The following is a 12542-nucleotide window of genomic DNA, read 5'->3' on the forward strand; positions in this document are numbered from 1 at the left end:
CCAAACGGCGCTGGCACCAATATCAGAGAGCATCGGAGGGAGGAACGACTATGTCCGGCAAAACCGTCAACAGCGCCATACTATTGCTGGTCATTGGCAATGCGCTGGCCCTTGGCTCAGACGTATTCATCAAACTCTTGGAACCGGGCGCCCCGGTGTTCCAGTTTGCCTTTTTGCGGTGTGTCCTGACGCTGTTCATGCTGCTACCACTGGCAGGCCATCTAAACCGGCAACACCTGTTTTCCGGCCTCAAAGTTCACGCCTTACGCGCACATATTCATCTCGTCGGAATCCTGTGCATGGTCGTCGCGCTCGGCAACCTGCCCTTGGCCACGGCCAACGCCGTGTTCTATGCGGCTCCGATACTGGTGATGGTTTTAGCCGCCGTGTTTTTTAGTGAGCGCCTAACACCACTGAGCGTGACCGCCGTGTTCAGTGGTTTTCTGGGCATTGTCATGATTCTCCGCCCGGTGGCGTTCGACTGGGCGGCCATCGCTGCGCTGGGTGCCGCATTTGCCCTCGCCATCAACGCGGTCATGGTCCGCCAGCTACCCAAGCAGCAGTCCACGGTTCATAAATTATTCCTGAACTATCTGCTTATTGTGCCAGCGGCGGGTGCCCTGGCGATATGGGAGGGCGCAGCCTGGGACGGATCCATGTTGATCAGTGCCGCCGGCTCCGCCCTGTTTATCCTTGGCTACAACATTACCGTGCTGCTGGCATACCAGCAGGTCGACGCCAGCCAGGTAACCAGCGCTGAATATACTGGCCTTATTTGGGCAGTACTAATTGGCTGGGTAGGATTTAACGAAACGCCAGATCTCTGGTTCGCGATGGGCAGTGCCATGATTGTGGTGCCGCTTATTATGGTGGGATTTCGTGCGCGTCAGCGACAACCCAAAACTCTCAGGGCCTATTCATTTGCTGGGTGTGATGCTCCCGCTCCATGATTAACAGATTCACTGGCAACCGGGATGGAACGAAAGCGGTTGAACTTTGAAAATGGTCAATCTGGTCGCAAAGCGGACATTCGGAAGGGACGGTCAACGCCGCGAGCATACGCGGCTCTTTCGTGGGGGCTATGCTGCAACGACAAAGGCGTCGCTGTGCCTAAGGATTTCTATCTTAGGAAATGAAGAAAGTCCTGAAGCAGCTTTATCGAAAAAGCGATCTCAAAATTGAATCTATGGGCACTGAGCGAAACGCGCTCTTTGAAGGTGATTAGATCATCAAGAGAATCATCGGATTTCTGCACGGCGACCCTAACAGGCTATTAGTGTTACATTGCTCCAGAATAAGAGCTTTCCATTGTGTGCTAGGAGGTCCTGACCTGCTCCCCTCTGGCTTACCCACCCCCGTTCTTCAGCATCGAAAGGTCGACCTCAAAAGACCTGAGAAGGTCCTGGCTGATTTTTCGCATGAATCCGGAAAATATGACTGGCGTCGGCACGAAATCGCACCTTACGTTACGAACTCAATCCTTTGAGTGCCTTCGCCGCATTTCATAACGGACATTACCAGGCACCGGTTGGATTGAATGCCGGGGCAGGTCATAGCCACATATGAGTTCATGGTTCGTACCTTGAAGCCTATCAAGCCCCAATAGAACCGCAATAATTCCTGCCCTTGAATTGAATAACGGCTAGTTGCTGGGATCACACTGCCAGGAAAACACGCCCTAAGTACTCCTATTAACAGCCTCCGTACATCAATCTCCAACCCCCACCTACGACCAAAATGTGTTTCTGGTAAATTTTTACACTTATTTCTTGCCAATTCGCATCGAATGAATTAGTTTAAAAGTGTTCCTGGTTGCCTAACACACTTTTTGAGGATAAAGACATGAACGCGAACAATCTCGAAGACCTAGCAAGCTTTGCCACTAACTTCATCCAAAGCGAAGTAAAGGATTTGCTCAATGTCGTGCTGGGCGATGATCGCAGCAGATTGGCTCTGGACTTGATAGACGTCGAATCCATGGATTTCGACGGCTGCGTAAGGACACAGTTCGAACTCGAAAAGCTGTTGGAGCGGTGTCACGACTTTGCGTTTAACGCCATCCAGGGCAGCGATGATAAGGCAGACCAAGAGGCGCTGGAGGCGTTTTATCACATTAACTTGAGAGATGTAGCGGTAACGCCATCCAATACCGATTCAATGGCAATAATCGGAACGCTGCTTGAAGCACACCACGCCAGAATGACACTTGAGTTCCCTATCTCCGAAGACGATCAGCTTACTCGTGAGCAGATTTCTTTGCTGAGCGGCTTGGCTGTCGAAACGATTAGACTCGCGGGATTCGCTGAGGGCGATGATTACCTCCCTCAGCAACGCCCAGGGATTGCAAAAACTGCCGATGTGAAGCGGTGGTTAAAGCATAAAGGTCGCTATCAAGGATTTAAGCGAGTGCCGCCACAAATTCTTAAACCGACGGAGCCCGCCCAAGACGAAAGAGAGCTTGCCGGCGAGATTCGACGGCAGACTTATCGCCACTTGGTAAAAACTGCTGAAGTCTTCGACCTCCTGCCAAGTGCGTCGGATCGAGGTGACTTTGAAGCGTTCTTTAAGAACAAGCAATTTGATCCAGAGAGGCTCGATTGGGTAACAACCACTAACGCTACATTGCTCGGTAAACATCTGATGATCGACGCGAAATGGCTGTTTGAAAACCTCCACCGACTTGCCTCACAAGCCTGTCGGGAGCGGTTGCTCGCAGAGATGGAGAACTCCCAGTCTGATGATCCTCTGCACAAAGCACCGAATGAAACCGTGGTGACTCCTGACTTAATCCGTCGAGTCCTTAGGAGTCACGATGAGATCCAGAGGCATCCAACTCAGAAAAAGCCGAATGTAAAACTGGACGGGTACATGGTTTCAGGGGGTCAAGCTTTCGCTCACGAACACAATGGTAAGAGTCAGTTCTTTTGGGTACCGGAGTCACTGCCAGTGTCTGAAGACGCTGTGCGCAAGCACTATCCTGCTGTCGGAAGCTCAGAGCCGATGGCCAGGCATAGCGGCCTATCCAAGTTCCCGGAGTTGGCGCGTACAAAAGTTAAGAAGGTGCATGTAAGAACCCCCGAAGTGCTGAATGAAGTGGTTGAAGCACTCCTTAAGGCACGCACAGCTCAGTAGACGGTTAAACAATGACCGCGATGGATGTTGGACACAATCAAGGAGATCGAGATGAACTGTTTACCAAAGCATGGAAGGGTCGATTGCCACAGGTGTTTCTCAGGATGTGAGACTCAGTTTGACGTTACAACGGAGCAAAGCGAAGACTGGCGAATTACTTCAAATCCCTTGTCTTGGGGTAGTTCAGAGCCCGAGGTTGTCGTTCTCGGGTTTTCCAAAGGGCCAACACAGGCAGGAGCGCTTGCAAATACGCAGCACGACGAGATTGCATACAAAGGCAACCGATTGAACGTCGGCAAAATCCTCGCTCATGTTGGGTTGATACCGGAGGCAGGCGATAAGCAGCTCGAGGAACAAGTGGACCGAATGATTGCGGAACGTAACGGGCGATTCCATTTTGGATCTCTGATCCGCTGCACAGTTGAGCGATTTGACCATAAAGCCCAAGTCTGGAAAGGCAGCGGCGGGGGAATGCTGGATAAATTCGTAGCGACAAACTTCGGCCAGCAGATTGCGGAGAACTGCTCAACTGAATTCTTGGCTCGCTTACCTGACAGCACCAAGCTCGTTGTGATGTTTGGTATGGGTAGCAGGCAAAACTATGTGAGGGAAGCGTTCAAGCTGTTCCAACGTGTGCGACCCGGCTCGTGGCATTGGATCAACGAGATTGCCTACAGCGATTCGACGATCACAGTCGTTCATGTGGAGCACTTCGCCGCCCAAGGAGCGCTCATTCCGAATTGGCTCGGCAAAAATACACACGACCGCTCGAAGTTTGGACTAATGGCAAGGGCAGCGGTTAAAGATGCGCTGAGCTGAGCAAGCGACAGTAAGAAAGTTGGTCATCGCAACCAGCCGTCCGGAAAGAACACCTCAGATGAGAGAGCCAGAAACCATGAATAAGCGACATCTCACACCAGATTCGATGAGAGTGCTGCCTGTTAAATGCGGGATTTCAGACGAGACCGCCAAGCTGAAGGCCAGTCGCCTGATGAATGAGCTGATGCAATACAACGACGCGGAGAATTGGCTCAAAGGGGTTAGTTTTCTCGGCTTTCATGAGCATGCGTCGTATACGAAAAGATGGAGAGCTATCTTGCGTCTTCCGATCGCACGAAAAGATCTGATCGGTTTTTGGTTTGACCGAAAAAAGCAAAAAATGGAACGCCCCGATCCCAAAAGAACCAATACTGTTTTGCTCGTGAAGCTATACGCTGATGAGCTTATCAGGAAAACGGCTTTTGGCCAGGAATACAATGAAGGTCAAGGCCTGTACTTGGGCAGCACCGTACTCGAGCGCTCGGCTATTTTGCACCCAGAGCGTTCCCAATCAGAGCAGTCGATACAAGATTCGACGATTATTTTCATGAAGATAACCTTTCATTCACTTCAGCGTCTGCTCCAACGGGGCTATGGCCTGTCCGACGATGGGGAAGTCAGTTACGAGCGGTTGTTAACATGCCTCTACGAAGTGTGGCTGGAAGGCGAGCTTTTGTTCCGAAAAACCTCGGGCGAGGCCCAAGTGATAGTGCCTTATGCGGGGCTCAGGTTTGTGTTGGCTAAAAAAAGTGGTGCGAATAATGACGCCCCTCTCGACCTCATCACTGTTTTGCCGCCTCGCAATTGAATCAGTCGATTCAAGAGCTTGAGCAATCGGACATACCGCCCTCAGCCTCACGCTCTTTCAGCCTAGTAATGCCCCACTCTGACTAATAACTGTTTTGCACGCTTTATAGTGAATCGCCCCATTTAAGTCGCTGAATGCCCCTACCTCACGATATAGCCCACTTAAACCTGAGGGCATGTCATCAGAAAGTCCAACGAACAACGCCCAACTGCCTGACAAACAGAAAAAACTCTCCCAGATACTGAGCGCTCCCGTAGGACATAGCTCAACCATAAAACGTTAACGTAATATATTACGCTTAAAATACGATAAAACCGTAATTAGCTACTGTTATGGTCGTTCCTGCAAGAAAGCATTCAACAGGAGAGAAATAATGAATGAGAATTTTAGTTTTCCTGCCACAGAAACGGAGCAGTTACTCAGGCATGCGCTCGCATCGTCAACACGGCTGAACAACCAAGGGTTGGCGCTCACGTTAGGCGTACCCGCTCCTCGTATATCAGAAGGATTGAAAGGCAAGTGGCACCTAAAGCCAGATCACAGGGATAAGCTGATTGAAGAGTTCGGACAACCACGAGGTGTTCCTGGTCAATATATTTATGCCGAGGTCGCAAACTCAATTTCCGATTTCTTGGATGACGAGCCCGCGTTATCTCGCAAGCGTCATATTAGCAACATTCTGAACACGCTATGTGATCAGCACTTTCTTGAAAGCCTTGCTAAAGCATTGACTCCAATATGCCGGGAAACATATTCGGCACCCGAACTGACACCTAGCGATGCCAGAAAAAAAATATCTCAGTTTGAGAAGTTTTTATTGAGCCCAGAAGTCGCGCAATGGTTTTCGGTTGTACAAAGGAGATACAAGGAACTCGACCTCAAGGCGTTTAGACCGGGGGACATAGAGAGCTTTTTTTGGGCCTCGACCTTCTATGATATCGATGTTCTCGATGAAATTCCCATTCCTGTAGGAAGTCCAGGGTTGCTCTCGAACAAAGGGTTAGAAAAAAAGGCTGTCGAGTATGGGATACGAATTGGCTCCGTCCAGCTGAATGCTCTCGACTTAGTAGCAATCTGTGCAGCTTTCTTAACGTTGCAAGAACCAAAACACTATCAGAACGCCGGTCTTGATAAGCCCTTTTCTCTGTCAACTCCTCCCAAAAAACGGGATCTCGTCGATAGGGTTGAGTTTGTGCTTACCGGCGACCTGATATGGGAAGAGGAAAAAAGATTTAATATCAATAAGATAGGCCTTCCATTCTCGGAAGATATCATCTTTAGATACCCAGGAGATCAAATTCAACGTGCGATCTCTCCTACGTTTGAAGGTCCCGACCGATTAGAGGTCCCTTTAAGGAATACGCGGGCAAATTGGGGCATAGATTTCTGGAGCACTTATCGAGTTAGGCTTTTTCTAAATCGGGATTGTAACTATAGCTTGGCGATAGAACTCGGAAACGATCAGCTTCCAACGTCATCCCGCGGCCATCATTACCCATTACGCGAAATCGTGGTTCCTAAGATTTCGGGCAGACATGTGCTCGACCATTTGAACGAACTCAGAGAGTGGCTGGGATTGGAAGGTCTACCAGAACAAGCCATCAAAGAACAGATTGCCCAGGCCGGCGGTTATGTTCCCGGTGCCCGAGTCCTCTGAGGTTAAACCATGCTTAAAGTAAAGTTTGTAGGCGCGATACATGGAGTAACAGGTTCTTGTAGCTGGCTGTGGCACACAGAATCGGACACACAGCTCTTAATAGACTGTGGTATCCATCAGGGCCCCCACCATATTGAGTGGCTCAACCGTAAAGCTTTTCCATTCAAAGCTTCCGAGATTCAGTACGTGCTTCTGACACATGCACATCTCGACCATTGCGGGCTGATACCGAAACTCGTATCTGAGGGGTTTCGTGGCTGGGTTTACTGTACTCAGGCAACCAAGGAAGTTGCAAAGGAATTGCTCGCGGATGCTGCCAAAATTTCACAGCTGTATTCTCAGAACGATGTTGAGGGAATCAACTGGCACGCCATCGATGGCGGAGAGTTCAGCTGGGGGCGGATTCTGACACTCGCTGACGATTTAATCGCCACGTATAACCGAGGATCCCACGTCCTCGGGGGCTGCTCGATTTCGGTGTCTTGGGCAAAAAATACGGGTGCGGAATTGAAAGACTTTGCGTCCATTCACTTTAGTGGGGACCTTGGCTGCCAAACTGATGACAACCCTTATCTACCATTACTGAAAGCTGATCATAGGCCGTATCCAAAAGCCGATTACATTGTTACAGAGTCGACCTATGGCAATCGGCGCCGGGATTCGAAATGCTGGCAAACACGAACATCCTTGTTGGCAACTACAATTGCTCGCACTGTCTTCCTGAAGGGTGGAAAGGTGTTAATTCCCAGCTTTGCTTTTCATCGGATGCAGGAGCTTATTGCAGACCTTTGGACCATTGCCTCCAAACAGGGAGCCATTCCCCAAGAAGGCTTGCCAGAAAAGCGGCGACTGAAGGTAGCTTGTCACAGCCCTTTAAGTAATCGCATAAATCGGGTGTATTCGGACCAGCTTGGGAAGCGATTGAAAAATGGAAAGTTTCAGTATTTAAGCGATGAGCTCCCCCTCAGAGCCTCCTGCTGTCCCACCAAAATAGGGGAACTTTTCCGTGATTTACATGAAGGGCGGGAAGTCAGCAATGGAACGGTGACATTTAGAATGTCGAGCACTCGCAGTAAATCGTCGGCTGGCAACTCGTGCGAAAATTTGCTCAATGATGCTGACGTCGTGCTCGCAAGTTCTGGTATGTGTGACAGTGGTCCATCCAAAGAGTACCTGAGCCTACTACGAGACAGCCCGAAAAACACGATCATAATCTCAGGCTTTCAAGCCAGTGGTTCTGCTGGCAAAGAGTTATTGGAGGACTCAGATTCCGGCGCCGAAGTTGTCGATATGTCCTCATACTATTCAGGGCATGGCGATCAACTTCAACTGCTGGATAACGTATTCGAGCTAGCTGGATACGCATCTGAATCGAAGAAGGCGACCATTTTCATAAATCACGGCGAGCCAGAGGCCAAGAAAGCCCTAAAACAAGCCATTCTGGATCGTGCTACCGAAAATCGTTTCGGGGATCGAAAAATAGAGCAAGTGTTGATTGCGCAAGATAACTGGTTTGACCTAAATAGCTGTGCTGAGATTCCTGAGGAAAAAGATCCAGAAGCTATAAAAGCGGAGATTGAGCGACTTCAGACATTGTTGGACGTAGGGTGATTTCGATGTTGCTTATTTGGGCCAGATTCCAACCACAAGAATGGCTGGAATCTGGCCCAACGGGCAGACAACTCTAATCAACAGTGCAACTAAAAGAGGTTTTTTACAATGGGTTATTACCCAATAATCTCAATTTTTAGTGGTCGATTGAGCTTTATTGACAGATCTTCCAGCAATTTCTTTTTGCTTTTGGTATTGCTGTGGGTACAGACAAAAAATTTACCAACTTGAACTTGCCCGTATTTTGGATGTTTCAACGTCGAGACCAAGTCGACTCCGTTCACAGTAAGCCTAAGGGCACGAACGTTTTCTAGTCCAAAATACTCGATAGTTTCAGCCATCGTCTGAGCGGCAGTTTCTCTCTGAATTACGGCCCCATTGGCCAGCGTGACTTTGATACCTGTCCGAGCAGATTTAGAGTGCGGCCTTATCGAATATCCGGGCTCGATTTTTACTCTTTCACGGGTTTTTACATCGATTCCAGAACTCCATGCACTCTGTAACTTTACGAGTTTAGACCGAAACTCCTTAAGTTTTTTTCCCGCACTACTAATAGCCTCAGCGTCGTCATATTGGCTTTTGCTAAAAGCAGCGGAACCCTCCTGATTTAATTGGGATTCAACAGCTTGAATTTCCTCTAGTATTAAAGAGAACGCAGCCGATACACCATCAGATTTCATGACTTGCTCCAATCTTTCGCACCGTAACACGCTGAGTAAATGGATGGCCCTTTGCTCCATCCTGGTCACGCACGCGCTTGGCTAGGCATGTTTAGTTCCGCAGCTCTGCAATAACTTTCCAGTGCTTCTCCCCTGGAAGCAAACACTCCCAAAACCTCCAGCCATTAACAGGGTTGCCGGTTATTGAAACGGCAGCAGACGAGGGTGACGCAAACCGCTTGCCCTGAACCACAAGAGCACCCTCGGCTACAACCCCGGTATACATCTGGCCCTTATAAGTTGCGCGAAATTCGGTCCCATGGGGGAAGGCAACACCCTTACATACCCATGGGTTTCCGCCTGTAGTCTCGTTACCTGCCGTGGGTTTTGATGCTGGATCGTCAAGCCCGAGGAGCAACCGAATCACGTCATTTTCTGTCATCAATTCAGACTCTCGGCGAACGGTTAGCTCTTTGAAAACTTCAAAATCAACTTCGATAGTTGCCATGACTCGACCCTTAACTCAGCAAAATAAGCTTTAATAGTAGTATTTATAGTTTTTATAGCAACGATTTTTTGAGTCTATGGATGGATCTTTGTATGCATGGCGCCGCCAGCATGTGCAGATACCGGATAGCAGCGGAGCCAAAATGTAGCGGACAGTCTTCCACTAGTGCGGAGTTATCAATGCACGTTGATTGGCGTTGCGGGATGCCAAATACGGGATAGGAATGGATACAGTGTCATTCAGAAGCCCTTGAAATGAACTCCATCTGAAATTGCTGTTTACCTCTACAGGAGGAACTCGAGATCGCTCAACTTTTTAACTAGGAGTACACAGCCTCCAAAACTCGCTTTACCCGGTCTATACAATCAATCGCCCGCTGTCGTGAAAGGAGAAACGAACGGATCTTCTTGGTTTTCTCGGGATGCATTACGTCGTTCCCGTACTCCCGAATTGCATCCATGTCACTGGCTATATGTGGACGCATTTCGCCAGCGTGATCTATCAAGTATCTTAGTGATTTCGGGCGCCCCTTCCCAGACTTATCATTCTCGTAGGCCTCGTACCCAAGACTGCCAGCGCGATCTATCAGAGCATATTCCATGACTCCACGTGACATGGCCGCAACGCTTTGAAAGTTTCCGAAGATGAACGACCGGTATATCTCCTTGATTCTCTCCCGGACGTGGCCTGGAAGCATCTCCGACCGTCGACTTGAGACTATAGGCTTCAATTCCTTCATATTCGCGTGCCACTCGTCCGGCTCGAAGAATTTGGCCGAAACAAGCTCCTTAAGAGCGACCAATTCCTCATCCGCCATATACTCCAAATGTTCCGGCGGGTCATAATCCAGAAGATTCTCCAATTGCTCAGTTGCGAGATCAAATGCATCGAGAATTGGGGTCGATTTCTGAGAGGACTTGGTCGGATTTCCGAGGCTTAAACCGCTCCCAGCCAACAAGTCCTCAAGTGTTACTCCTTGCGCATCTCCGAAGATCGCAATGTTGCGAATGACATCCGCACGGGGCTGATATTCATGCTCGAAATAGGTTAACAGTGATTTTGAGCCGCTAAACAACGGCACCTCTGAATTTGCTACCTCACCCTGTAGGTACTCGCGCACCTTTATCGCGGCGTGGTCAATACGCAAAAGCTTTCCTTTAATGAGTTCAGCCTGACCTTCTTCCAGGGATGATAGATCAAGATCCTCAAGCGATGAGATCTTTAAGACCTCATTCAATTCTTGCCGGACGAACGCAAGGAGATGGTTTATATCCATATCGCATACCCAACGGTTCAACGGTCAGTTATATGGAGTGCTGAATGCCAGTCATAATCGTACGTTCAAGAAATGAAAGCCCCTGCCGGACAAGCCGAGCAAAGCTTAAACCGTGGATCACCCCAAAACCAATTTAAGCGATAATCCGGCGCCTCTTCCAGCTTCAGCATCGGAGCTTGGGACTCTGCTCCGTTTCCAAGAACAGTTCTGAAACCGACTTTATTAACAGCTGAGGGGGTGGGCTTTTTCTGAGTCTCCCTCGAGTTTTCGATTTCGTTTAAAATTGCCTGAACTCAGGTACTAATTAGATTTCACCATAAATGGGGGGAAGGTCAAATGATAGTCTCGGCCAAATCGATCATCAGACTGCTGCTAATTTGAGTAATTCAGATCCCTACGTTCCTTAAAGCTCTGACCTTTGAGGTAACATTATTAACGCTTTGCCTGCCTGCATTTTGAGGCTAGATCTGTTGGCCTATATCGATACCCTTTGCTTTTACTACCCTTTTTCGAAAATCTCATGTTATCCATGGAAAGTCATAAGGAATCTCGCCTCATCATGGCCACCTCAAATCCAAATTTTGGCAACTGCATCTCAAGTAATTGATTTCAAAGATCTCTAAATCTGGCCGGGGCATACTGGTCAGTGCCATCGGATCCTCATTGCTCATACTTGGCTACAACGTGACCGTATTGCTGGCCTACCGGCAAGTAGACGCAAACCAGGTCACCAGTGCTGAATACACCGGGCTGATCTGGGCCGTCGGCATTGGCTGGATATGGTTCGGAGAAGTACCGGATCTGTGGTTCCTGGCGGGTTCACTGATGATCGTCGTCCCATTGGTACTGATTGGCCTCAGCCACAGGCGGCAGAACTCCGCCCGTGGCTATAGTCCGGCTGGACCGCAAACCGGTCGCAGAGGCCTGAAGCTCCGCATCAGCGGCGGGACTGCTCAATAAGTGAATGAGCGTCATTAATGATCCTGACGACCCTCAGTTCAGGGGGTAAATGATCATTTATCCCCAGGGACGTCCGGTAACCATCCCGGTAGCGGTAACGGCGATCATCGTATTTGCTCCGGTAGCGATCCCGGTATCCACCCCGATATCCGTCCCTGTAATCCCGGTGGTCGCGATCATACCGGTGGCGGTCATCGTAATCCCGATGCCGGCGATGATCATCCCGACGATACTCTGCCCGCAGATATTTTTTCTGATGCCCCGGCGGTAGCCCTTTGCCCTGATCCAGGCGCTTCTGAATGCCCGGAGGATAATGCTCGCCCCGATAGCTGTCCGCGCTGGCGACTCCGGCAAAGCCCAGAGCGATAGCCGCAATACTGGTGATCAGTAGTTTTTTCATGACGGCTCTCCTGTTCGTTGACCGACAAGAATGATGGTACCGGGAAACCTGCCCCGATAGCCTTACCGCCAGATTACCAATTGGAAGGACGCTGTCAGCCCTTGCGAAGGGTATTTGCACAAGCTTTACACAGGTTGACGTTCACTTGTCACTAGCTGTCAGGTGCTCTTCGATCAGGAACGTATGCGGGCATTCGTCCCCCAATATTCGCAGGGATTCAGCCAATCTGAGGAGGTATTCCGAGTTTGGACCGCTGGGACCAGAGGCCGAGGCAATCTGGCGGGCAATATCCTGCTCCGGCATTTCACCCAGGAACGCCTCGTTATCCTCCGTGGCGATGTAAACCAGGCCTTCCGCATGGCTGCCATCATCAAACGTCATCCGGGTCGCAAACCGCAGGTAACCGTTCTTCTCGCGCACATCCAGATACTCGAAGACACTCGGCGAGACCCGGTACGCCATACCCTTGCAGACAGAATCCGGCTGTTCAACCAGCGTCACCACACGTCCGGGCGCCTCAGGTGTGCCCCGGTGGTCGTGAGAGCCCTGCCAGAAACGGCGTGCCCATCCGGTGATCGATGCCGGGCGTTTTTCCAGGAATGGAAAGTCCACCTTGTAGATCAGAGAACCGTAACCAAACAGCCAGATCGCATCGATACCCTCAAAACTGAACCTGTTGCGGTTGTGCTCAATGGTGTTGGCAGACACGGTG

11 protein-coding genes and 1 pseudogene are annotated in these 12542 nt (G+C 49.8%); 7 read left to right on the forward strand and 5 right to left on the reverse strand.

The features are described 5' to 3' along the window. Positions 1 to 50: 50 nt before the first annotated feature. The 6 genes from FWJ25_RS13330 to FWJ25_RS13355 all read left to right on the forward strand — a co-directional run bounded on the left by FWJ25_RS13330 (position 51) and on the right by FWJ25_RS13355 (position 8027). On the forward strand, positions 51 to 950 hold the full coding sequence (locus FWJ25_RS13330; protein WP_149600752.1) for a DMT family transporter: 900 nt from the start codon (positions 51 to 53) through the stop codon (positions 948 to 950). Between the two features lie 892 nt (positions 951 to 1842). Further along, positions 1843 to 3132, forward strand: coding sequence for a hypothetical protein (locus FWJ25_RS13335; protein WP_149600753.1), 1290 nt, complete (start codon positions 1843 to 1845; stop codon positions 3130 to 3132). 51 nt (positions 3133 to 3183) lie between these two features. Beyond that, positions 3184 to 3951 carry a hypothetical protein gene (locus FWJ25_RS13340; protein WP_223163249.1) on the forward strand — a complete coding sequence of 256 codons (768 nt, stop codon included), beginning with the start codon at positions 3184 to 3186 and terminating at the stop codon, positions 3949 to 3951. Between the two features lie 76 nt (positions 3952 to 4027). Further along, on the forward strand, positions 4028 to 4759 hold the full coding sequence (locus tag FWJ25_RS13345) for a hypothetical protein (RefSeq protein ID WP_149600754.1): 732 nt from the start codon (positions 4028 to 4030) through the stop codon (positions 4757 to 4759). Between the two features lie 373 nt (positions 4760 to 5132). Beyond that, positions 5133 to 6416, forward strand: a complete 1284-nt coding sequence (locus tag FWJ25_RS13350; RefSeq protein ID WP_149600755.1) for a hypothetical protein — start codon at positions 5133 to 5135, stop codon at positions 6414 to 6416. 9 nt (positions 6417 to 6425) lie between these two features. Further along, positions 6426 to 8027 (forward strand): MBL fold metallo-hydrolase, encoded by a 1602-nt coding sequence (locus FWJ25_RS13355; RefSeq protein WP_149600756.1) that lies wholly within the window; start codon positions 6426 to 6428, stop codon positions 8025 to 8027. 116 nt (positions 8028 to 8143) lie between these two features. On the opposite strand, the gene FWJ25_RS13360 is transcribed toward FWJ25_RS13355, so the two are convergent. From FWJ25_RS13360 to FWJ25_RS13370, 3 genes are all read right to left on the reverse strand, one after another. Further along, complete coding sequence (locus FWJ25_RS13360; RefSeq protein WP_149600757.1) at positions 8144 to 8707, reverse strand: hypothetical protein; 564 nt, start codon at positions 8705 to 8707, stop codon at positions 8144 to 8146. A 91-nt stretch (positions 8708 to 8798) separates the two neighbouring features. Beyond that, a complete protein-coding gene (locus tag FWJ25_RS13365; protein ID WP_149600758.1) occupies positions 8799 to 9194 on the reverse strand; it encodes a DUF2924 domain-containing protein in 396 nt (131 codons plus the stop codon). 319 nt (positions 9195 to 9513) lie between these two features. Further along, a complete protein-coding gene (locus FWJ25_RS13370; protein ID WP_149600759.1) occupies positions 9514 to 10470 on the reverse strand; it encodes a DUF4145 domain-containing protein in 957 nt (318 codons plus the stop codon). Between the two features lie 636 nt (positions 10471 to 11106). On the opposite strand from FWJ25_RS13370, the pseudogene FWJ25_RS13375 reads away from it, so the two are divergent. Then, positions 11107 to 11430: pseudogene (locus tag FWJ25_RS13375) on the forward strand (DMT family transporter); the annotation flags it as partial. Here the strand turns inward: FWJ25_RS13375 and FWJ25_RS13380 are convergent. Further along, on the reverse strand, positions 11408 to 11830 hold the full coding sequence (locus FWJ25_RS13380) for a hypothetical protein (RefSeq protein ID WP_149600760.1): 423 nt from the start codon (positions 11828 to 11830) through the stop codon (positions 11408 to 11410). The pseudogene FWJ25_RS13375 and the gene FWJ25_RS13380 overlap by 23 nt on opposite strands. Before the next feature lie 141 nt (positions 11831 to 11971). Beyond that, a complete protein-coding gene (locus tag FWJ25_RS13385) occupies positions 11972 to 12538 on the reverse strand; it encodes a gamma-glutamylcyclotransferase (RefSeq protein WP_149600761.1) in 567 nt (188 codons plus the stop codon). Positions 12539 to 12542: the final 4 nt, after the last annotated feature.

Origin of the sequence: Marinobacter salinexigens, assembly GCF_008370345.1 — a bacterium.
Classification (GTDB): domain Bacteria; phylum Pseudomonadota; class Gammaproteobacteria; order Pseudomonadales; family Oleiphilaceae; genus Marinobacter; species Marinobacter salinexigens.

Coding starts and splice junctions, on each gene's coding strand:
- FWJ25_RS13330 (WP_149600752.1), top strand. CDS start 51: ATGTCCGGCAAAACCGTCAACAGCGCCATACTATTGCTGGTCATTGGC.
- FWJ25_RS13335 (WP_149600753.1), top strand. CDS start 1,843: ATGAACGCGAACAATCTCGAAGACCTAGCAAGCTTTGCCACTAACTTC.
- FWJ25_RS13340 (WP_223163249.1), top strand. CDS start 3,184: ATGAACTGTTTACCAAAGCATGGAAGGGTCGATTGCCACAGGTGTTTC.
- FWJ25_RS13345 (WP_149600754.1), top strand. CDS start 4,028: ATGAATAAGCGACATCTCACACCAGATTCGATGAGAGTGCTGCCTGTT.
- FWJ25_RS13350 (WP_149600755.1), top strand. CDS start 5,133: ATGAATGAGAATTTTAGTTTTCCTGCCACAGAAACGGAGCAGTTACTC.
- FWJ25_RS13355 (WP_149600756.1), top strand. CDS start 6,426: ATGCTTAAAGTAAAGTTTGTAGGCGCGATACATGGAGTAACAGGTTCT.
- FWJ25_RS13360 (WP_149600757.1), bottom strand. CDS start 8,707: ATGAAATCTGATGGTGTATCGGCTGCGTTCTCTTTAATACTAGAGGAA.
- FWJ25_RS13365 (WP_149600758.1), bottom strand. CDS start 9,194: ATGGCAACTATCGAAGTTGATTTTGAAGTTTTCAAAGAGCTAACCGTT.
- FWJ25_RS13370 (WP_149600759.1), bottom strand. CDS start 10,470: ATGGATATAAACCATCTCCTTGCGTTCGTCCGGCAAGAATTGAATGAG.
- FWJ25_RS13380 (WP_149600760.1), bottom strand. CDS start 11,830: ATGAAAAAACTACTGATCACCAGTATTGCGGCTATCGCTCTGGGCTTT.